Source organism: Arcobacter iocasae (assembly GCF_042214795.1).
GTDB classification, from domain to species: Bacteria; Campylobacterota; Campylobacteria; order Campylobacterales; family Arcobacteraceae; genus Arcobacter; species Arcobacter iocasae.
On the sequence record NZ_CP090177.1, the window covers coordinates 936,890 to 959,666 of the forward strand.

The following is a 22,777-nucleotide window of genomic DNA, read 5'->3' on the forward strand; positions in this document are numbered from 1 at the left end:
TACAAATGTTAGAACAATTAGATAAAGATTATGTATTAAATACTTATGCAAGAAATTATGTTAACTTTAAAAGTGGAAAAAATGCAACACTTTTTGATGACAAAGGTAATAACTATATAGATTTTACTTCAGGAATTGGTGTTGTTAGTGTTGGACATGGTAATAAACAAGTTGCAGATGCAATTTATGATCAAGTTAGTAATATAACTCATATTTCAAACCTATATGCCATAGAACCACAAGCCCTATTAGCTGAAAAAATTGCTAAACTTAGTGGTTATGATGTTGCAACATTTTTTGCGAATAGTGGTGCTGAAGCAAATGAAGGTGCAATAAAGATTGCAAGAAAATATGGGCAAACAAAATTTGCAAATAAAAAATATAAAGTGATAACTTTAGAGCACTCTTTCCATGGAAGAACTATTACTACTGTTAAAGCAACAGGTCAAGATAAATTTCACTCACCAAATTTTTCTCCATATCCTGAAGGTTTTTCATATAACAAACAAATCAATGACATCTATAACTCAATAGATGAAGAAACTGTTGCTGTGATGATTGAACTTGTTCAAGGTGAAGGTGGTGTTCAACCTTTCGAAAAAGAAGAGATTCAAAAATTAGCTGCATTTTTAAAAGAAAAAGAAGTTTTATTTATCGTTGATGAAGTTCAAACAGGAATATATAGAAGTGGTGAATTTTTAGCAAGTAACCTTTATGAAATAGAGCCTGATATTATTACAATCGCAAAAGGCTTAGGTGGTGGAGTTCCTATTGGAGCAGTTTTAACAAAACATAAAAATATCTTCTCACCTGGTGATCATGGTTCAACTTTTGGTGGTAATTATTTAGTTACAAGAGCATCTTTAGAAGTTTTAAAAATCTTAGATGAATACAAAGATAAAGGTGGACTTGATGAAGCTATTATTTACTTCGAATCAAAATTAGCTGCTTTATTTGAAAAATATCCAAATATATTCATTTCAAAAGTTGGTTTAGGTCTTATGAGAGGACTTAGAGCAAAAGATGAAGCTACTTTAGCAGCAATTATTAAAAATAGTTTTGAACAAGGAGTATTAGTCTTAAAATCAGGAAGAAATACTTTAAGATTCTTGCCAGTATTAACTATCACAAAAGAAGAAATTGATGAAGGATTCAAAAGGCTAGATGATGCAATTTCTAAGATTTAAACTATCTTTAGCAACTATTGTATTAGTTGCTAGTTCTTCATTTGCAGCACAAAGTGATAAGTTAGATGAATCTATTCTTTTAAAGAAAAGATTAGAAATATTTGATTTATCAAAAGAGCAAATAGAAGAGAATAGTTCAAAACTTAAAAAAGATTGGATAAATCCAGTAAATTATACCTATTCAAAAGTTTATGGAGATAAATATGATACTGAAAAGTCTCTTATCTCCGTAGACCAACCCATATTTAAAACTGGTGGTATTTACAAAGCCATAAAATATGCAAATGCTCAAAGACTCTATTCACATTTAGATTTAGATTTGCAAAAAAAGGCTATGATAAAAGATACTACAACTATTTTATTTAATATTCATAAACTACAATTACAAATAAAAAAACAAGAGCTTTTAGTAAAAAATGGAGAAATAGATATCCAAAGAAAAAAAGAACAAGTATTCAATGGTTTTGCTGATACTTCTTTACTAGATAATGCCATACTTGATACAAATACAAGTAGAAATGCTTTGGCTGATTTAGTTTATCAAAAAGAAGAGTTAATAAATGAATTTGCTACATATGCAAGTGGTGATTATGAAAGTTTTACTTTGCCAAAATTTAGTATTTTAGATAAAGAAAACTTCTTAAAAGATAATCTAACTTTGAAAAGAGCAAAAGCAGATATAAGTAGTAAAAAAGACTTTTCTTGGATGACCATATCAAAATATCTTCCAACAGTAAGTGCAACCTTTGATTATACAAAATATCACTCAAGTAATAACCCTACAATAAATACAGATGATGATGTTCAAAACTATGGAATAAAAATCACTATGCCCCTTGATACAAGAACCTTCAATGATATTCAAAGTACAAGAATAGATTATCTAAAAGCAAAATTGGATTTTGATAATCAAATTTTAGAACAAGAAAATTATTTCAAAAGTAAACTATCAAAAATCAAAATGATAGATTCAAAAATAGCTATTGCAAAAAATGATTATGTATTATATAACTCCCTACTTGATGTAGTTGTAGAAGAAAAAGAAGCAGAACTAAAAACCCAAAGTGATGTAGACACCTTACTAAATTCTAAGAAAATAAGAGAATTAGACCTCAAAATTTACAATATCGATAAACAAATCGAACTATTAGATATTTATTCTAAAATAAGCTAACAAACAAGAAGATTACTTCTTCTTATTTGGTAGATTTAAATAATATTCAATCTCACCTTCTGTTAAGATTTTAATAGTATTTGTACTTCCTGGAATCCCTGCTGGGTATCCAATAGTTGCTATATATGGTCCTGTTTTATCAAGTAAGTTTCTTGATTCTAGATTTTTTAGCATCTTTTGAATCATCTTAGAAGCTTGTCCTTCTTTTAATACACTAATAGGATAAACTCCCCAAACAGCGCATAAAGAATTCAAAGTTTTTCTTTTATGTGAAAATGCTAAGATTTTTGTTTTTGGTCTATATCTTGATATTTTCATAGCAGATTTACCTGAACTTGTAAGTGCTAAGATACCTTTTGCACCTAAATCATCTGCAAGTTTACTTACTGTTCCTTGAATAACATCAAATTCATCTAAATAGTCTAATTTAGATTGTTTATCGAAGTTATAAATCTCTTCTGTTTTTGCAATAATATTACTCATTGTTTGTACAACATTAATAGGATCAGTTCCAACAGCACTCTCTTCAGAAAGCATTACAACATCAGTTCCATCTAAAACTGCATTTGCAACATCTGAGATTTCTGCTCTTGTTGCTCTTTCATTTTCTGTCATTGAAAGAAGCATTTGAGTTGCTGTTATTACTGGTTTACAAGCTGCATTTGCTTTTTTAATAAGTCTTTTTTGAATAGTTGGAACTTCATAGTAAGGAACTTCTATTCCTAAATCTCCCCTTGCTACCATAATACCATCACTAACTTCTATAATTTCATCAATATTCTCAACTGCATCAAATTTTTCAATTTTAGCAATTAATTTTCCAGAGTAACCTTTTAAAAGTTTTCTTGCATGTTCCATGTCTTTTTTGTTTTGTACAAATGAAATTGCGAAGTAATCAACTTTATTTTTAATACCCCAGGCAATATCTTTTTCATCTTTTTTAGTAATAACATCAATATCAATTATTGTATTAGGAAAGTTTACTCCTTTTCTTGAGCCTAATTTTCCATGATTTTCTATTTCTGCTTTTACTTGAACACCTGTTTCAATTACTTTTGCTCTAATAGTTCCATCATACAAGTAAATATATTCATTTATTTTTACTTTATCAAGTAATTCTGGATAGTTTAATGATGCTACATATTCATTTTCACTCTCTTGATACCCCTCAATATCATCTTTTACAAATCTTATGGTATCACCTTTTCTTAATTCAAAAGGTTCTTTTAAATCCCCCAATCTTACCTTTGGTCCTGAAATATCTTGTAAAACAGCAACTGTAGTGTTAAGGTTTTCCATTGCTTTTCTGATATTATTTAAAGTATTTAAGTGGTATTCGTGGCTTCCATGTGAGAAATTAAGTCTGAACATATTTGCCCCAGCTTTTATTAACCCTTCAATTATTTCTATTGTATCACTTGCTGGTCCAAGTGTTGCTAATATTTTTGTTCTTTTATCCATAAATTAATCCTTTCATATTTATTTGATGATTATACCATAATCGCAGTTACACACTAGTAACATTTTATAAACAGTTTTTGGATATTATTACTCCTATGAATACAAAATTTAGTGATTATTTTAACAATTGGCTTTATGGTGAAGATGGATATTATACAAAATATAATGCTATTGGAAAAGATGGAGACTTCTTTACAGCAGTTTCAACTTCAATATTTTTTGGTGGAAGTATTGCCCAAAAGATAGTTGATACAATCTTAAATAATAAACTTCCATCTAACACTACTATTGTAGAAATTGGTGCCCATCATGGCTATTTATTAGCTGATATTATCCAGTTTATTTATACTTTAAATCCAAAACTTCTTGAAACCCTAAACTTCGCAATTGTTGAGAGGTTTGAGAACTTAAGAGATGAGCAAAAAGAGTATCTGAAGAACTCTTTTGGTGATAGTATTAAATTTGATTTTTATAATGACATAAGTGAAGTAAAACTTGACCATGCTTTTATTGTAGCAAATGAGATTTATGATGCTTTTACTTGTGAATTAATCTATACCCAAAATGAAAAATTGCAAACGGCCTTTGTAAAAAATGATAAAATAAAATTCGAAGATTGTTTAGATGAAAAAATTATTAACAAATGTAAAAAATACAAAATCTCAAAAGGTGAATTAGCTTTAGGATATGAAGAATTTGCAAAAAATATTTGTGAAAATATTAAAAACTTCTACTTTCTAAGCTTTGATTATGGGGAAAAATATCCAAGAAATGACTTTTCTTGTAGGGTCTATTCACAACACCAAGTTTTTCCAATCTTTGAAGAAAAACTTGATTTAACTAAGCTATATAAAAATTCAGATATCACTTATGATGTAAACTTTTCCCATGTAATTGATAGTTTTACTGATATTTGTAAATGTGAAGTTGAATATCAAACTCAGCTAAAAGCCCTAGTAGAGTTTGGGATTTTAGATTTACTTGAAATCTTGCAAAAAAATGTAAGCGAAGAAAACTATTTAAAAGAAGTACAAAAAGTAAAAACCCTACTTGAACCAACAGGCATGGGAGATAGATTTAAAATGCTACTTATTAAAAAGTAGCATTTTGTCACTTGTCAATTTTTATATCATTTTTACCAGTAAATTCTTTTTGATCAGCACTACTTACAATAAGTTTAGCAATTTTATCTGTTGAAACTGCTATTTCATGAGCTTCAGATGATACCATCGCATTTTTTTGCGTTTGTTGATCAAGTTGATTGATAGAATCATTAATTTGTTCTATTCCAAATAGTTGCTCTTTTGAAGCACTCTCTATATCAGAGATTAATTTAATACTTTGAGAAATATTAGCATTTAATTTTTTATATCCTGTTATCATAGTTCCTGCTATTTTTTTACCTGCATTTGCTTTTGATGTAGCATTTTCCACTAAGACTTTTATTTGTTTTGCAGCTTCTGCACTTCTAGTAGCAAGATTTCTTACTTCTTGTGCAACCACTGCAAACCCTTTTCCAGCTTCACCTGCAGTTGCTGCTTCCACTGCAGCATTTAAGCTTAAAATATTTGTTTGAAATGCTATTTGATCTATTATACCAATAGACTCAACAATAGATTGAACTTGTTCATTAATTTCATCCATGGATATTGATGTTTCATTAGCTAATCTTTCTCCTTCGTTTGCTGAAGTTGTCACTTCATTTGAGAAATTAGCCATTTTTGCAATATTATCCGTATTTGATCTAATATTACTTGTAATTTCTTCAACAGCAGCTGCTGTTTCTTCAAGTGATGCGGCAGCTTCATTTGAACTGTCATTTAACTTATCAACATTTTTAAGTAACCTATCTGAACTATAATCAAGGGTTAATCCATTTGATTTATTTTCTACTAGCATTTGAGTAGTAGAATCACCTAACATATTTACACCATTCGCTAATTTTAATAAATGCTCTTTTATATTTGTAGTTGATATTTTATTTAGATAATTGTAGTTTGAATATTCATCTAATATATTTAAAACTTTTTCAATATTATTTTCTAAATTATCAGCCATTTTATTTAACACATCTTTTAATTGTAATAATGATTGATTTGAAACTTTAACTACTAATCTTTTACTTAAATCACCATTTTCAAATTCTCCTAAAACAAAAATAGCTTCATCTATTAATTTTCTATCTTCTTCTATTCCTACTTTTGTTCTTTCAATATTTTGATTTACTACTTTTGCCATTTGCCCAAATTCATCAGTTGTATTTATTTCTATTAAATCTGCTTTATTATTTTCTCTATTTAAGAATGAAAAAAATGAAATAAGTCCATTTTTGAATATTTCTAATTTTTTTGTTATATCAGATATTATTACATATGATAGTAATACGATAATTATTAACGAAAATATAATAACAGTTATCACAAAGTATATACTATTAGAATATATATTTTCAGCTTTTTCTGTCTCACTTTTTGCAACATTTAGTTGTAAAGATATCAATTCTGAAACTTTTTCTCCTATTGGGTCAATTTTAGGATACAGTTCATCAGTAGTAAATTTACCAATAAGTTCTAAATCTTTTTTTTCACAGGCCATTTTTATATTTTTTGAAAGATCATCTGCAACTAACATTAATTTTTTAGCTTCATTTACTAACTTTTGTTCTTCATTTGTCAATGATGTTAATAAATAATCATTCCATTCGTTTTTTATTTTATTTTCTGCACCGTTAATATTAGAAATACACTCTTCAAATGTAATATTTCCATTTCTTGTTTTATGAGTTGTATCAACAATATTAACTGCATATTCATCTGCAATTATTTTTAACTGTTTTAAGGGAACAACTCTATCATAATACACTGTTTGGAGTCCATTATTAACTTTTTTCAATTGAATAATACTTGATACACCAATTATTATTAATCCTACAATTGAAACAAATGCTAAAATAAATAGTTTATTTTTTGTGCTTATATTTTTCATACTTCTTCCTCTTTTGAATTATTATTTAATTATTTCAAAAGATAGTCAAGAAGTAGTCAAGTTTTTTGAAGTCTTTTTATAAATATAAAATAGAAAAGTTATAACTTTTCTATTTCTTTATACTCTTCATCTGTAAAGATTCTAGATTTTGTGATAAATTGGTAACCTAAATCTATTTCCAGTGAAAAAGAGTTTCCGAAGGCAGCTTTTTCTTCTTTTACATCAATAGTTATTTCTGAATGTCTAAAATACTCAAATTGGTCTTTATCTATAAAAAACTCACATCCACAAATTTCTCCCATCTTTACATTTCGTGAGGGAACATGAAAGTCACTTTTTGCATAACACATAGGAGCTGTTCCATCACAACATCCACCACTTTGGTTAAATACCAATTCACCATTTTCTTTTTTTAATTGTTCAATTACCTCTGCAGCTGCTGGAGTAACTAATAGTCTTTTTATTACCATTTTTTATCCTTAAAATATCCCACTTTAAGGGACCTATTCATATTAGCTTTCTTTTATCACAATTTAAAAAAATTGTTAAAGAAACAAACCCTAAAGAGCATAAACGAGTTATTCTTTTTATCAGCAAAAAAAAATGCATAGAAGAACTCTTCTATGCATTTTAGAATTATTTACTTTAAAGTAAAGGCCTAGAAAAATCCTAATTTATTTTTGTTATATGAAGTTAGAATATTTTTAGTATGTCTATAAGAGTTTAACATCATCATATGAGTTTCTCTTCCAATACCTGATTTTTTATATCCACCAAATGATGCATGAGATGGATATAAGTGATAACAATTTACCCAAACTCTACCAGCTTCAATTCCTCTTGAGAATTTATGTAATTGATGAGCATCTCTTGACCATACACCAGAACCCAATCCATAAATAGTATCATTTGCAATAGCTAATGCTTCATCTTCATCTTTAAAAGTAGTAACTGCTAGAACTGGTCCAAAAATCTCTTCTTGGAAGATTCTCATTTTATTGTGACCTTTAAATAGTGTTGGTTGAATATAGTTTCCATTTGGATATTTCTCACTTTTATACTCATCACCACCAATTAATAATTCAGCACCTTCTTCTTTACCAATTTTGATGTATTCCATAATTTTTTCTTTTTGAGTAGTTGAACATTGAGCACCCATCATACAAGTTGGATCTAAAGGATCACCTAATTTAATAGCTTTTACTCTTTCTAATACTCTTGCCATAAATGGCTCATAAATTGACTCTTGAATTAATGCTCTTGATGGACAAGTACAAACTTCACCTGAGTTAAATGCAAATAATACAAGTCCTTCAATAGCTTTATCAAAGAATTCATCGTCTGCATCCATAATTGATTCTAAAAAGATATTTGGTGATTTTCCACCAAGTTCTAATGTAGAAGGAATAATATTTTCAGTTGCATATTGCATAATTAATTGACCAGTTGTAGTTTCACCTGTAAATCCAACTTTTTTGATATCTGGATGAGTAGATAAGTATTTACCGATTTTTCCACCTGCACCATTAATAATATTAATTGCACCTGCTGGTAATATTGATTGAATTGTTTCCATTAAAATTAAAATTGACATTGGAGTTGCACTTGCTGGCTTCATTACAATACAATTCCCAGCAGCTAAAGCAGGAGCTAGTTTCCAAGCAGCCATTAATAGTGGGAAGTTCCAAGGAATAATTTGAGCAACAACACCATATGGCTCATGAACTTCTTGAGAAATAGTATCTGCATCTAAATCTGCAACTGTACCAGATTCTGCTCTAATAACTGAAGCAAAATATCTAAAATGATCAATTACTAAAGGAACATCAGCTGCTAAAGTTTCTCTTACAGCTTTACCATTATCTAAAGTTTCAGCAATAGCTAAAGCCTCTGAATTTGCTTCAATAGCATCAGCAATTTTATTTAAAAGATTACTTCTTTCAACTACTGATGTATGTTTATAAGCTTCAAATGCTTTGTTTGCAGCTTTAATTGCTAATTCAACATCTTCTTCATTTGATCTTGGGATTCTTGTTAAAACTTCACCATCAACTGGAGAAACATTATCAAAATATTCACCACTTTTTGGTGCTACCCATTCTCCACCTATAAAGTTTTCATATTGAGCTTTGTATGTTGGTTTTGCGTATGCCATTTTTTTTCCTTTTATATGTGTTAAAATCTGAAAAAGTTTGATTATCAAATTTTTTCTGTAATGAAATTCTACTCCACTATTATAGCCTGAATATAGCCATCTATATAGCATGAATATAGCAACATAATACAATTAAGACAAGTCCTATTATATGGGCTTGATAGCTTTTTAAATTTTATATTATTTTTATAAAAAGAGTATTTTTTTATGTTACAATATTTTTATGAATACATACAATTATATATATCAGAATCATTCATTTAAAAAAGAGATAGATTATTCATTTTTTAAAGACAAAAAAAACATCCTAATACAAGTATTTTGTGGAAAAGAAGAAAATACTTTAGAATATATTATTAATCTTTTGGCAGATAACATACCACATGCTACTATAATAGGTACAACAACCGATGGAGAGATAAAAGACAAAAAAGTATCAACTTTTAAAACTGTTGTTTCCATATCAGTTTTTGAAAATACTACTATTAAGTCATCAATAAAAGAAGGGAGTAACTCTTTTAATAGTGGATATGAAATAGCAAAAGATATAGTAACGGACAATACAAAGCTAATAATTACCTTTACAGATGGAACAACTACAAATGGAGAAGACTATTTAAAAGGAATAACTGCTTTTAACAAATCCATAATGGTAGCTGGTGGAATGGCTGGAGATAATGGTGTATTTAAACAAACCTATGTATCTTGTGGTAGAAAGATATTGGCTAATGGTGCCGTTGCCATATCATTAAACTCTGATATTTTACTTGTGACAAATGATCATAAATATGACTGGTCTCCAATTGGAATTGAACATACTATTGACAAAGTTAAAGGCAATAGAATTTATGGAATTTCAGGAATGGATGCTATGGATTTTTATGAGAAGTATCTAGGTAATAGTGATTCTTACACAGAATTTCCATTAATAGTTCAAAGAAATGGTATGTCTGTAGCAAGAGCAGTTCTTACAAGATACCCTGATGGAAGTTTTGGTTGTGGAGGAAACTTATACAAAGGTGATAAAGTAAGACTTGGATTTGCAAATGCAGAACTTATTATAAAAAACCCAATACAGTATTTAAAAAGTATACATGAATATCCAGCTGAAACATTTTTCATATACTCATGTATGGCAAGAAGAAGATATATGCAAAGCCTAATCAAGCTTGAAATTGAACCATTTGCTGCTATTGCTCCTACTTCTGGTTTCTTTACTTATGCAGAGTTTTTTCATGAAAATGACAGAAATGAGCTTATGAATCAAACAATTACTCTAGTAGGATTAACTGAAAATATTCATACAGTAAAAAAAGATATCCCTAAAATAGAAAAAATAGTAAATAAAAATGAAAGCTCTTATGCAAAGACTATTCAAGCATTAACAAATCTAATTCAACAAAGTGCAAAAGATCATGATGAACAATCAAAAAGATTAGAAGAACATATCGCATATTCAGAAAATATACTTAAAAATCAGAAAATGTTTTTAAGACATGCCGTTCATGAAACAAATACTCCACTATCAGTGATTATGAGTAATATAGAACTTCATGAGATGAAACATCAAAAAAGTGAATATCTTTCAAATATAGAAGTTGCCATGAAAAGTATATTTTCTATTTATGATGATTTGAGTTATTTAGTAAAAAAAGACCAAGTTGAGTACAAAGTTTACTCACTAGATTTAGTTGATTTTGTTAGAAGTAGAGTATACTTTTTCAAAAATGTAGCAACCCAAGTATCTTCAAAATTTAATTTAGAGAGTAATAGGGATAAGGTGATGATTAACTTTAGTGAGACAAAATTACAAAGAATAGTTGACAATACTTTATCAAATGCTATAAAATACACAAACAAAGGAAAAGATATAAATGTAAGAGTTGAAGAAGTTAATAACTACTTAAAATTTACAGTATCAAGTAACTCAAAAAAAATACAGGATCCAGAAAAAATATTCCAAGAATATTATAGAGAAGAAAAATCCAAAAATGGATTTGGATTAGGTTTAAATTTAGTAAAAAGGATTTGCGATGAAGAGGGAGTTATCATAAAAGTAAACTCAGATATTGATACTACTAGTTTTACATATATTTTTAAAGGTTAATCATGAAAATATTATTACTTGAAGATGACATTATGTTAAATAAAGCAATCAAAACTTACTTAGAATCTACTGGACATGTAGTTCATTCTGTTATGGATGGAAACCAATGTATAGAGACTTTGGATAAAGAACAATTTGATTTATTGATTTTTGATATAAATGTCCCAGATGTGGATGGCTTAACTATCCTTGAAAATTTACATAAACAAAAAAGAATGGTACCTACAATCTTTATTTCTGCACTTATTGATATTGAAGATATTACAAGGGCTTTTGATATAGGTTGCCATGATTATTTAAAAAAACCATTTCATTTAAAAGAATTGACACTAAGAATAAACAAATTTTTAAAAACAAATCAAGTCCATCAACAACATAAAAGATTATCAAAATCATATAGTTATGATTCTAAAAATATGATTTTATTATTTAACAATGAACCACAAATACTACCTAAAAGACAAATCCAAATAATAGATTTATTAGCTGCAAATAGATCTTTAGTTTGTAATTATGATATGTTTAGAGTATATGTTTGGAATGATGATTATATAGATAATGCCACAATAAGAGCAGAAGTTAATCGGGTAAAAAAAGTACTAAAAGAAGATTTTATTTTAAATATTAGAGGTATTGGTTATATGGTCGAAAGACCAAACTAAGTACCTCTTAAATAAAAATAACACTATCAAACTATTAAATAAGCACTAATAAACAACTATTTAAGCAAAAAAAAAGAAGAACTATTTTTTTTAAAACCCTAGAATAAGAAAAACTTAAATAGGGAAGAATTATGTCAAGAAAAATTTCTAAAGTCCTAGTAGCAAATAGAGGTGAAATAGCTCTTAGAATAATAAGAGCTTGTAAAGAGTTAGATATTAAAAGTGTCGCAATATTTTCAGAAGTAGATATTGAAGGTATTTGGGTAAAAAAAGCTGATGAGTGTTATCCTTTTTTAGGAGATGCCCTAGATGCTTATTTAAATATTGATAAAATCATATCTCTTGCTTTAAAAGCTCAATGTGATGCCATTCATCCTGGATATGGGTTTTTATCTGAAAGTGCAGAGTTTGCAGAAGCTTGTGATAAAGCAGGTATTATTTTTATAGGTCCAAAAGCTGAACATATAGCACTTTTTGGAGATAAGATGGCTTCAAAAGTTGCTATGAAAGCTATTGGAGTTCCAGTATTAGAAGGAACAAGTACTCCTATTGTAGATGTAAAAGAAGGTGAAAGAATTTCAAGGGAAATTGGTTTTCCAATTATCATCAAAGCTGCGTTTGGTGGTGGTGGAAGAGGAATGAGAATAGTTAAAGAAGAAAAAGACTTTAAAGCTATGTTTGAAGCAGCAACTGCAGAAGCTAAGAAATTCTTTGGAAAAGGTGATGCCTTTATAGAAAAATATGTGGAAAATCCAAGACATATTGAAGTTCAAGTTATAGCTGATAAGTATGGGAATGTCCTTCACTTAGGTGAAAGGGACTGTTCTATTCAAAGAAGACATCAAAAAGTAATAGAAATAGCTCCAAGTCCTAGATTAAATGAAAATGTAAGAAGAGAGTTATATAGAGTTTCTACCAAAGCTATGTTCAAATTGGGTTATGAAAGTGTTGGAACAATCGAATTTTTAGTCGATGCAGATGATAATATTTATTTTATTGAGATGAATACCAGAGTTCAAGTGGAACATCCAGTAACTGAGCTAATTACTGGTGTTGATATTATCCAAAGAATGATAGAAATAGCAGAAGGTGATAAACTCCAATTTTTACAAGAAGAGATAAATTTCAGAGGATATGCAATAGAATTTAGAATCAATGCTGAAGATCCAAAGAAAAAATTTATGCCAGCATCTGGAACTATAACTAAGTACTTAACTCCAGGAGGACCAGGAGTAAGAATAGATACAAGTGTTTATACAGGTTATAAAATTCCACCAAACTATGACTCAATGGTAGGAAAACTTATAGTGTGGGCACTTGATTGGGATGGTGCAGTTAAAAAAGCAAGACGAGCTTTAGATGAATTTTATATAGAAGGACTTCCTACAAATATTCCTTTACACAGAGAAATTGTACGAGATTTAGACTTTATTGAAGGGAAACTTGATACTAGTTATTTAGATAAAAAATTAGAAAAATTTAATATGGATGCAATTGATCATATTGAAGAAGAAGAGAAAAAAATGAAAAATATAACTAAGTTAATAGAGCAAATTAAGAAAAACAAACTAAGTGTAAGATAATCTCTTACGCTTAGTTAAGCTTCATTTATAAAAGACAAAGAGTTTTGTTTATTTCTATAAACTGGTTCACTATTTGATTTTAGAGCAGTTTGTACTTTATCCAAAACTACTTTATGATAAGAAGATTTATCGCAAACTGGGTCAGCTTCATTCATATCTTTTGTTAAAGCATAAGCTTGGCATCTACAACCTCCAAAATCAGTCTCTTTTTCAGGACAAGTTCGACAAGGCTCTTTCATCCATTTATCACCCCTAAAAAAGTTAAATGCTTCAGAATCATTCCATATCTCTTTTACTGAGAACTCTTTTACATTGGGAAATTCTAATGGTAAAGTATTAGCTGTATTACAAGGAAGTGCTACTCCATCAGGATTGATAGTTAAAAAAGTAGTTCCCCAACCATTCATACAGGCTTTTGGTCTTGTAGCAAAATAATCAGGCACTACAAAAAACACCTTCATATCATCTCTTTTTTCCCTATAAAAATCAACCTCTTCTTTTGCTTTTTTAAGTTGTTCTTCTGTTGGTAAAAGAGCATCTATATTTTCTAAAGCCCAACCATAATATTGAATATTTGCTATTTCTAAATAGTTTGCTCCAATAGAGTTTGCAAACTCAATTATATCACCCACTTGATGAATATTTTGTCTTGTAATACAGGAGTTAACAATAAGTTGCAAGCCATTATCTTTACAAGCTTTTGCAAAGGCTAATTTATCTCTTTGGGCATTTTTATTATTTGTGATTAGTGCTGTTGTATTGGCATCATGTGATTGAATTCCAAGTTGAACTGTTTTTAATCCTGCTTCTTTTAACTTTGGAACAATAGACAAATCAGCCCCAACCCCTGAAGTTATAAGATTAGTATAAAACTTCAAATCTGCAGCTTTTTTAACAATCTCTAAAATATCTTTGTTTAAAAGTGGTTCACCACCTGAAAAGCCTAATTGAACAGCACCCATGGCTCTTGCTTCTTCCATAACTCTAAACCAATCTTCTTTGCTCATACTATCTTTAGTATTTGCAAAATCAAGTTGATTATAACAATATGAACACTCCAAAGGGCACTTATGGGTTAACTCTAAAAGCATCCAAAGTGGTGGCTTAATATCAGTTTGCATACATCACCCACTTACGCTCTAAAGCTTCTGTTAAAAAAGCTTCTACATCTTTTTTTAAATCAGCCATTTGAAACTTTTCTTCTAAAATTTTTGCAATATCTAAACAGCTTTTTTCGCCATCACATAAATTCATTATCTCCCCAGCACTTCCATTTAACTGTACCATTCCCTCAGGATAAAGTAGTACAAAACACTTTTGTGCCTCTTCATACTGTAATTGAAAGTGATTATTCACTGCAATTGATTTTTCTAGTTGCATTACATCCCTTTATATTAAAATATGGTGGTCGCTTAAGTTCATATGCTAAATATAAAGCATCACACATAGTCCAAAGAATATCTAATTTAAACTGTAAAATTTCACATGCCTTTTTTTGTAATTCTATAGTATTAAACTCTTCTAATGTTAAAGCCAATCCATGCTGAACATCACGTCTTGCTTCGCTTAATCTTTTTTGAAAATATCTTAATCCATTTTGCTCAATCCAAGGATAATTTTTTGGCCAAGTATCAAGTCTTTGTTGATGAATTTTTGGAGCAAACATCTCTGTTAAAGATGACATTGCAGCTTCTTTCCATGGTCTTTGTTTTGCAAAATTTATATAAGCATCAACTGCAAATTTTACAGCTGGTAATACATACTTGTGAGAGATTAAATCCTCTTTCTTTAGTCCTACTGCTTCACCCAATTCCAACCAAGCTTCAATCCCTCCACCAACACTATCATGGTCAATTATTCTATCTATCCATTTTCTTCTATCTTCTAATGGTGGATTATTTGACATAATCGCAGCATCTTTAATTGGAATCGCTGTTTGATAATAAAATCTATTTGCAACCCAACCTTGAATCTCCTCTTTTGTACAAGACCCTTCATACATTCTTATATGAAAAGGATGATGAATATGATACATATCACCCATAGCTCTTAATTTTGCTTCAAACTCTTCTTTTGATAATAATTGTTCCATTTTTTTTGTCATATCATTGTCTCCTTTTTTTATGGTTCCCACAAAAAAAGGGAACCTCTTCTTTTTAACAGGATTTATAAAAAATCCTTAAAAGAAGGCTGTTGTCAAACTCTCTTTGAGAAAACCTAAAGGGCTTTAAGAATAAAGCCTTAACCTCTATAAATCGATACTCATGCCATCATAAGATATTTCAATCCCATGGGAAATAAGTTCTTTGTACTCTTCATTTTCTTCATCAAGAATGGGATTTGTATTATTTATATGAATTAATATTTTTCTTGGTTTTTCCAAAGTATCAAGTATCTTGATAAGTCCATTTTCTCCACTTAAAGGAAGATGTCCCATATCAGTTCCTAGCTTTGTTGAAAAGCCATTTTTTATCATCTCATCATTTGTCCAAACTGTTCCATCAACTAATAAAATATCAGCATCAGACATCTCTTTTATTATATGCTCTTGGGCAACTCCAAGTCCTGGAAGATAAAAAAGTTTTTTGCCAGTAGTTTTATTTCTAACTACAATACCAATATTATCCCCTGCCCTTGGTTTATCTCTATATTTAGAATATGGAGGTGCATTTGAAATAAGGGGATGTGCAAAAAACTCATAATTTGGCATTACTGGTATTTCAAAGCTTTTGTTATTTGGTGTGATTTCATTATATTTAATACCTCCACCATCCCAATGGGTTAGCATCTTAAAAAGTGGAAATGAAGTATTAAGTTCTTCTTTTACCTCTTTTGTACAATATACTTCATGGGGACAACCTTCTCTTAACATCAAAAGACCAGTTGTATGGTCAATTTGAGCATCAATAAAAATGATTGCTTTTATTTTAGTTTCTCGTCTTTGTTGTGGTTGTAAAAAAGGTGAATTATGTATTTGTTCTAAAATATCAGGTGAAGTATTAAATAAAACCCAGTTTTCTCCATCTTCACTAATAGTAATTGAACTTTGAGTTCTTCTTTTAACTGTTTTTTTGCCCTGTCTATAAGCTTTACAGTTATCACAATTACAATTAAACTGAGGAAGTCCTCCTCCAGCACTTGAACCTAAAACTTCTATTTTCATAATAATCCTAACTCTTTTTTTAATTGAATTTATCTATTATAAACTCAAGTAAAAAAAATAAAAGCTAGGGAGTTATCCCTAACTTTTAAATTCATAGTTAAAAAGACTTATTCATGACAAATATACATTGTCACTTCAAAACCAAATCTATTATCAACGAACGCTGGTGTTTCCCATTTCATAATATTGTCCTCCTTTTCAAGATTTTTACTTTTTATTTGTGTAATTTAAATACTAATACTGTTCCACCTTGGTTGATGTTTTTAATTGTTTTTGCAACTTCACCACCCCATAAAGGAACAGCTCCACCCCAACCAGAGATTATAGCAACATATTGTTCACCATTTTCTTCCCAAGTAACTGGAGAAGATACTATCCCTGAACCTGCATTAAATTTATATAAAACTTTTCCTGTTTCATCATCAAATGCCATAAATTTACCTTCAGGAGTACCTGTAAATACTAAACCACCTGCAGTTGATAATGTTCCTGCCCATAATGGTGCTTTATTTTTGAATTCCCATTTAATTTTTCCAGTCATTGGATCAATAGCTTTTAATGAACCTATGTGATCTTTAAAAATTGGTTTAATTGTGAATCCAGCACCTAAATATGCAGCACCTTTTTTATATGAAACTGGTTGATTCCAAATTTCCATACCCCACTCATTTGAAGGGACATAGAACATTTTTGTATTTTTTGAATAAGAAATTGGCATCCAGTTTTTTCCACCTAAGAATGAAGGAACATTAAATACAGCTTTTCCTTTTGTATCACCACTTGGATCACCTGGTCTACTATCTTCATTGTAAATTGGTCTACCATTTTTATCAATTCCTTTTGCCCAAGTAATATTTGAAACAAATGGATGTGCAGTGATAAATTTACCATTTTCTCTATTTAATACATAGAAGAAACCATTTCTATCAGCAGTTCCTGCTAGCTTTTCAACTTTTCCATCTTTATTAGTATAATCAAATGAAACTAATTCATTTACACCATCAAAATCCCAACCATCATGTGGAGTAGTTTGAAAATGCCAAACTATTTTTCCAGTATCTGGATTTATAGCTAATCTTGAAGAAGAGTATAAATTATCCCCTGGTCTTAAATGTGAATTCCATGGAGCTGGATTTCCTGTACCAAAGTATAAAAGGTCAGTCTCTGGATCATATGTTCCACCAAGCCAAGTCGCAGCTCCACCTGTTTTCCACATATCTCCAGGCCAAGTTTTACCAGCTTCTCCACCTGTAATTCCATTTTCTTTACCATTTAGGTATCCCATATTTCCTTCAACTGTAGGTCTAGACCAAATAACTGCTCCAGTTTTTGGATTTCTAGCTTCAACTTTACCTACAACACCAAACTCACCACCAGCAACACCAGTGATTACCATATCTTTTACAATAATTGGTGCAGCTGTAATTGAGTATCCATCTTTATAATTAGCTACTCTTTTTTTCCATACTACTTTTCCAGTTTCTCTATTAAGTGCAACCAGTTTTGCATCTAATGTACCAAAAATTACTAGATTGTCATAAATTGCAACCCCTCTATTTATAACATCACAACATGGTAAAATTGCATCTGGTAATCTTGCATCATATTGCCATAATTCATCCCCAGTTGCTAAATTTATAGCAAATACTCTTGAATAAGATGCAGTTACATACATAACACCATCTTTTATGATTGGTTGAGATTCTTGACCTCTTTGTTTTTCTCCACCAAAAGAAAAATTCCATACAGGAACTAGGTCTTTTACAGTATCTTTATTGATTTGAGTTAAGGGTGAGTATCTTTGACCTTTAAGCCCCATTCCATAAGTTAATACATCCCCTGTAGACTTCTCATCATTTAAGATTTCAGCATTAGTTACTGGTGCATAAGATGGTTTTGTAACCTCATTTGTGCTACCATTCATAGTGCTGTTCGAAGTAACGCATCCGCTAATTAGTGCAGCTAGTGTAACGGCAACTGCGCTAGTTAGTAGTTTCTTCTTAATCATTTTTTTCTCCTTATTATGTTAATAACAAACTGAAAATTTGTCTGATTGAAAGTATACATGAGTTGTATAGCTTGAGTTTAGCTATGATTTACTTTTTTACTTTTAAAGCCAAGAAATGCCATAGCAAGGCTAATAGCTAAAGAAATTGCTAATATTAAAAACACCTCTAAATCAAATTTCATATAAAGTGAAAACCTTATTGCTTCAACTATATAAGTAAATGGATTAAAAGAAGAAAGATTAAAAAGAAAAAGTGATGAATCTTTTATTTTCCAAAGGGGATATAAAGCACTACTTAGGAAAAACATAGGAAATATTACGAAGTTCATAACAGTAGCAAAGTTTTCCAATTGTTTTATAACAGAAGAGATGAAAAGTGCAAAGGCATTTAAAATAATAGATGAAATCATAATTATAGGAATAGTTACTAAAATCGCTACATTTTCTATATCTACCCCATAAAGTTTAGCCACTATTAGAAAAGTAATTGCTTGAATAGTAGATACTACAGAAGTTGCAAACATCTTACAAAATAGTAAATAGTTTCTATTTATATATGAAGTTAGAAGTATCTTCATACTTCCCATTTCTCGGTCAAATATCATAGTTAAAGAACTTTGCATACCATTAAAAAGTAAAACCATTCCCACAAGTCCAGGAACAATATAAGTTTCGTAAGTAATGTATGTCTCATAAGGTGGAGTAATTGCCAAACCAAGAGCAGTTCTAAATCCAACTGAAAATATAAATAACCAAAGTAATGGTCGCACTAGTGCTGAGAAAAAACGACTTTTTTGTTTTAAAAATCTTATCAATTCTTTATAAACAATTCCTTGCATACAATATAAATATTTTTTCATCATTTATCCTACAAGAAAATTAAAAGTATCAATAAGATTATCTTTTTCATACTTTTGCATTAGTTTTTGAACTATTCCACTATCAACGATTTTTCCTGATTTTATGATTGATATATTATCTTCTAAAGCTACCTCATCAAATAAGTGGGTAATCCAAAGTACAGATATACCCTCTTGTTTTACTAAATTTCTTACATAATTTAAAATATCAAATCTACTTTTAACATCAAGTCCAACTGTAGGTTCATCTAAAAGTAAAAGTTTTGGTTTATTTATCAAAGCTCTTAAAATCTCTACTCTTCTTCTATGTCCACCATTTAATTTTCGCACTTGCGTATCTAAAATCTCTTCTAATTCTAATTTTGTTATTTGAGAATCAATAGATTTTAATGTTTGTTTAAAACTCAAACCTTTTAATGAACCATAATAAAATAAATTTTGTTTTACAGTCAAATCTAAATCCAATGTTGGTTCTTGAAATACAATACCAATATCTTTTAAAGCATTTGAATAATTTTTTATTGGGTATCCATTTATATCTATTTCACCTTTTTGAAGATTTTGAAGTCTTGTTATTAGTGAAAAGATTGTAGATTTTCCTGCACCATTAAGTCCTAATAGTACAGAAAATGTCCCCTCTTCTATTGAAAAGGAGACATCATTTAAAGCAACTTTTTGTCCATATGAATAATCCACATTTTTAAAATTTAAAATATTATTTTTCATCTTCTTACTTTGGAATTACAGCAAGACCCCAAGGGTATCTTCCTACTTTTATACTTTTTTCAACTTTTAGAGAATCTACATCTATAACTGATACATCTCCACTTACACCATTTGTAGTATATAATTTTGTTCCATTATTTGCAAAAGCCATATGCCAAACTCTTTTTCCTACCAATAGATATTTTACTACTTTATATGTTTTTGTATCAACAACGGCAACATGATTTGCAGGCCCTAAGGCTACAAAAGCATACTTCCCATCGTCTGTTAATTTAATACCAACTGGTTGTATCAAATCTTTAAAAATTCCAGGAATCTTAAAACCTATTTTAGCAACCATTTTTTTTGTTTTTGCATCTACAACCATAACTGTTCCACCTATTTCAGATGATGCCCAAACCATATCTCCTGTTTTTGAAAACTCTATGTGTCTTGGTCTTTGATCAACAAGTGTTGTATTAATGATTTTTTTTGTTTTTGTATCAATCCATTGTAAAAAGTTTGAAGTTTCAGTTGTATTTATAGCAACCGTCCCATCAGGACTCACAGCCATACCTTCTGGTTCTACTCCAACTTCTATTTGAGCAATTACAGATTTATTTTGTGTATCAACAACTGTTACTATTGCATCATCTTCATTTGAGATATAAAGCTCTTTTCCATCAGGAGTTAAAGCAAATTGTTCAGGGTCTTCACCTGAGGGTAAATTATAAAGTATTTTTTTACTTTTTAAATCTAATACTTGTACAGTATCATCATCACTAGCACAAATATACAATCTAGTATTTTCATTATTTAAAAGTATTCCCCTTGGTCTTTGTCCCACATTAATAGTATCAACTACTTTATTTGTATCTGAATCAATTACACTAATAGTGTTATCCTTTTCATTTGATACATATATAGTATCTGCTAATAACAAACTACTAATAAGTGTTGAGGCTAAAACAATTTTTTTCATTTTACTTCCTTTAAATTAAGTTCCCTAATTGTATACGATATTTATAGCCTAAGTTTAGCGATAATTTTTTTGCTAAACTTAGGCTATAAATATTGTATATACTAAATAAAAAGTTTTAAAGGGAAAAAATGAAATTTTTACTACTTTCTTTCATATTACTTAGTTTTGTAAAAGCAGAACTTTTAAATGTCAATATCTTATATCTAGAGCAAAAAATACAAAAGCCTCCTGTTCTATCAAATGTAATAGCCGATCCTGATGATTTAGGCATAAAAGGAGCAGAGCTTTCTATAAAAGATAGTAATAAAAGTGCGAAGTTTTTAAATCAAAATTTCACTCTTGAAAAAACAATCTCTTTTGATAAAAAAGAGTTAATAACAAGTTTTGAAAAGTTTATAAATGAAGGTAATAGCTTTGTTATATTAAATGTAGAAGATGATTTTTTAAAAGAGTTATTAAATAATCCTCTATCTAAAAAAGCTTTATTGTTTAATGCAAGTAGCCAAACCACAAGTTTAAGACAAGATTATTGTCAACAAAACTTACTTCATACAGCGCCTAGTAATGCAATGCTTTATGATGGATTAGCCCAGTTTTTAGTAAAAAGAAATTTTAAAGATATATTTTTATTAAGTGGTAAAAATCCAAAAGATGTTGAAATAACAAAAGATATAAAAAGAGCAGTTAAAAAATTTGGCCTAAAAATTGTAAAAGAAAAAGTCTGGGAAAACAATACTGATATTAGAAGAAAAGCAGGTGCAGAGTTTCCTTCATTTACTCAAGCTGATGATTATGATGTATTAGTTGTGGCTGATTATTATGGAGACTTTGGTGAGTTTTTATATTTTAATACTTGGCTTCCACGACCAATAGCAGGAACTCAAGGTTTAAAACCAGTTTTATGGCACAGGGTAATTGAAGCTTGGGGTGCAGCTCAAATGCAAAAAAGATTTGAAAAGTTTGCTTCAAGATGGATGCAATCAAATGACTTTTCAAATTGGTTAGCAGTTAGAACAATTGTAAACTCAGTAATGAATACTAAAGCAAAAGATTTAAATACAAATATGAATTATATACATTCAAAAGATTTTGAATTAGGTGCATATTTGGGAAGAAAGGTCTCTTTTAGAGATTATAATGGGCAAATAAGACTTCCTATTTCACTTGTTCAGCCAAGAGCTTTAATATCTACTTCTCCACAAGTAGGATTTTTACATCCTGTTACTGATTTGGATACTTTAGGAATCGCTCCTTTTGAAATGAAGTGTAAAAACTAATGAAAGTATTTTTTCTATTTTCATTAGTTTTCTGCTTTTTAAATGCAGATTATAAAATAATTGAAAATAAAAATTTATTTTTAGTAGAAGTTACTAATTCCAATTTTGAAAAAGATTTAGTTGATTTAAAAGATGAGATAAATTATCAAGGGTTTACCATCGTTTATGAACTAAATCTTGCAAAAGCTACAAATGAAGTAGCCACTTTCCTTGGAGAAAAAGGAGTTTTAAAAAAGGGAATAAACCTTGGTATTTGCAAAAGTAGTTTTACTTTGCAAATGGTAAAAGAAAATTTCAACAATATAAACTATTGCCCTTTAGCAATTTCAATTTACCAAAAAAATAAAAACACAACTTATATCTCATATAAATTCTACAAAACATTTAAAGAAAATGATAAAATTGCCAATAAAATCAACGAAACATTAAAAAAACTGATTTTAAATAGCTTAGACTAAATCCGCTATT

Annotated in this window: 20 protein-coding genes and 2 pseudogenes; 8 read left to right on the top strand and 14 right to left on the bottom strand. The window is 29.4% G+C overall.

Translation table 11 applies throughout. The features are described 5' to 3' along the window. Positions 1-5 precede the first annotated feature (5 nt). Entirely contained in the window at positions 6-1,187 is a 1,182-nt protein-coding gene (locus tag LXN10_RS04745) for an aspartate aminotransferase family protein (protein WP_375724746.1), read from the top strand. After that, complete coding sequence (locus LXN10_RS04750; protein ID WP_375724747.1) at positions 1,165-2,361, top strand: TolC family protein; 1,197 nt, start codon at positions 1,165-1,167, stop codon at positions 2,359-2,361. Before LXN10_RS04745 ends, LXN10_RS04750 begins: the two co-directional genes overlap by 23 nt. A 12-nt stretch (positions 2,362-2,373) precedes the next feature. On the opposite strand, the gene pyk is transcribed toward LXN10_RS04750, so the two are convergent. Continuing rightward, positions 2,374-3,822 carry a pyruvate kinase gene (gene pyk, locus LXN10_RS04755; RefSeq protein WP_375724748.1) on the bottom strand — a complete coding sequence of 483 codons (1,449 nt, stop codon included), beginning with the start codon at positions 3,820-3,822 and terminating at the stop codon, positions 2,374-2,376. 95 nt (positions 3,823-3,917) lie between these two features. Between pyk and LXN10_RS04760 the strand changes: the two genes are divergently transcribed. Then, on the top strand, positions 3,918-4,925 hold the full coding sequence (locus LXN10_RS04760) for an SAM-dependent methyltransferase (RefSeq protein WP_375724749.1): 1,008 nt from the start codon (positions 3,918-3,920) through the stop codon (positions 4,923-4,925). Positions 4,926-4,932: 7 nt separating this feature from the next. Here LXN10_RS04760 and LXN10_RS15685 read toward each other — a convergent pair. The 4 genes and pseudogenes from LXN10_RS15685 to LXN10_RS04775 form a co-directional block, all read right to left on the bottom strand. Further along, a pseudogene (locus LXN10_RS15685) lies at positions 4,933-6,147 on the bottom strand (methyl-accepting chemotaxis protein); the annotation flags it as partial. Positions 6,148-6,321: 174 nt separating this feature from the next. Further along, positions 6,322-6,807 (bottom strand): annotated as a pseudogene (locus LXN10_RS15690) (MCP four helix bundle domain-containing protein); the annotation flags it as partial. 98 nt (positions 6,808-6,905) lie between these two features. After that, on the bottom strand, positions 6,906-7,277 hold the full coding sequence (locus tag LXN10_RS04770) for a DUF779 domain-containing protein (RefSeq protein WP_375724751.1): 372 nt from the start codon (positions 7,275-7,277) through the stop codon (positions 6,906-6,908). A 188-nt stretch (positions 7,278-7,465) separates the two neighbouring features. Further along, complete coding sequence (locus tag LXN10_RS04775; protein WP_375724752.1) at positions 7,466-8,962, bottom strand: aldehyde dehydrogenase family protein; 1,497 nt, start codon at positions 8,960-8,962, stop codon at positions 7,466-7,468. Between the two features lie 223 nt (positions 8,963-9,185). Between LXN10_RS04775 and LXN10_RS04780 the strand changes: the two genes are divergently transcribed. From LXN10_RS04780 to LXN10_RS04790, 3 genes are all read left to right on the top strand, one after another. Beyond that, positions 9,186-11,069, top strand: coding sequence for an FIST N-terminal domain-containing protein (locus tag LXN10_RS04780; protein ID WP_375724753.1), 1,884 nt, complete (start codon positions 9,186-9,188; stop codon positions 11,067-11,069). A 2-nt stretch (positions 11,070-11,071) separates the two neighbouring features. Further along, entirely contained in the window at positions 11,072-11,731 is a 660-nt protein-coding gene (locus tag LXN10_RS04785; protein ID WP_375724754.1) for a response regulator transcription factor, read from the top strand. Between the two features lie 131 nt (positions 11,732-11,862). Next, positions 11,863-13,314 carry an acetyl-CoA carboxylase biotin carboxylase subunit gene (locus LXN10_RS04790; protein WP_375724755.1) on the top strand — a complete coding sequence of 484 codons (1,452 nt, stop codon included), beginning with the start codon at positions 11,863-11,865 and terminating at the stop codon, positions 13,312-13,314. Positions 13,315-13,328: 14 nt separating this feature from the next. Here LXN10_RS04790 and pqqE read toward each other — a convergent pair whose 3' ends face one another. From pqqE to LXN10_RS04835, 9 genes are all read right to left on the bottom strand, one after another. Continuing rightward, complete coding sequence (gene pqqE / locus LXN10_RS04795; protein WP_375724756.1) at positions 13,329-14,435, bottom strand: pyrroloquinoline quinone biosynthesis protein PqqE; 1,107 nt, start codon at positions 14,433-14,435, stop codon at positions 13,329-13,331. Then, a complete protein-coding gene (gene pqqD / locus LXN10_RS04800; RefSeq protein ID WP_375724757.1) occupies positions 14,425-14,694 on the bottom strand; it encodes a pyrroloquinoline quinone biosynthesis peptide chaperone PqqD in 270 nt (89 codons plus the stop codon). The genes pqqE and pqqD overlap by 11 nt, the downstream gene beginning before the upstream one ends. Then, positions 14,663-15,418: a pyrroloquinoline-quinone synthase PqqC gene (pqqC, locus tag LXN10_RS04805; RefSeq protein WP_375724758.1), complete on the bottom strand. Its 756-nt coding sequence runs from the start codon at positions 15,416-15,418 to the stop codon at positions 14,663-14,665. Before pqqC ends, pqqD begins: the two co-directional genes overlap by 32 nt. A 144-nt stretch (positions 15,419-15,562) precedes the next feature. Next, positions 15,563-16,477, bottom strand: a complete 915-nt coding sequence (gene pqqB, locus LXN10_RS04810; RefSeq protein ID WP_375724759.1) for a pyrroloquinoline quinone biosynthesis protein PqqB — start codon at positions 16,475-16,477, stop codon at positions 15,563-15,565. A gap of 107 nt (positions 16,478-16,584) precedes the next feature. Then, entirely contained in the window at positions 16,585-16,659 is a 75-nt protein-coding gene (pqqA, locus tag LXN10_RS04815) for a pyrroloquinoline quinone precursor peptide PqqA (protein WP_129099699.1), read from the bottom strand. A gap of 32 nt (positions 16,660-16,691) precedes the next feature. Continuing rightward, positions 16,692-18,485 carry a methanol/ethanol family PQQ-dependent dehydrogenase gene (locus LXN10_RS04820; protein WP_375724760.1) on the bottom strand — a complete coding sequence of 598 codons (1,794 nt, stop codon included), beginning with the start codon at positions 18,483-18,485 and terminating at the stop codon, positions 16,692-16,694. A gap of 77 nt (positions 18,486-18,562) precedes the next feature. Beyond that, complete coding sequence (locus LXN10_RS04825; RefSeq protein ID WP_375724761.1) at positions 18,563-19,345, bottom strand: ABC transporter permease; 783 nt, start codon at positions 19,343-19,345, stop codon at positions 18,563-18,565. A gap of 3 nt (positions 19,346-19,348) precedes the next feature. Next, positions 19,349-20,071 (bottom strand): ATP-binding cassette domain-containing protein, encoded by a 723-nt coding sequence (locus LXN10_RS04830; RefSeq protein ID WP_375724762.1) that lies wholly within the window; start codon positions 20,069-20,071, stop codon positions 19,349-19,351. A 4-nt stretch (positions 20,072-20,075) separates the two neighbouring features. Next, a complete protein-coding gene (locus LXN10_RS04835) occupies positions 20,076-21,032 on the bottom strand; it encodes a PQQ-dependent catabolism-associated beta-propeller protein (protein WP_375724763.1) in 957 nt (318 codons plus the stop codon). Between the two features lie 128 nt (positions 21,033-21,160). Here LXN10_RS04835 and LXN10_RS04840 point away from each other — a divergent pair, with 128 nt between their 5' ends. Both LXN10_RS04840 and LXN10_RS04845 read left to right on the top strand, forming a co-directional pair. Then, on the top strand, positions 21,161-22,309 hold the full coding sequence (locus tag LXN10_RS04840; RefSeq protein WP_375724764.1) for an ABC transporter substrate-binding protein: 1,149 nt from the start codon (positions 21,161-21,163) through the stop codon (positions 22,307-22,309). Then, a complete protein-coding gene (locus LXN10_RS04845; protein ID WP_375724765.1) occupies positions 22,309-22,767 on the top strand; it encodes a hypothetical protein in 459 nt (152 codons plus the stop codon). The genes LXN10_RS04840 and LXN10_RS04845 overlap by 1 nt, the downstream gene beginning before the upstream one ends. Positions 22,768-22,777 lie beyond the last annotated feature (10 nt).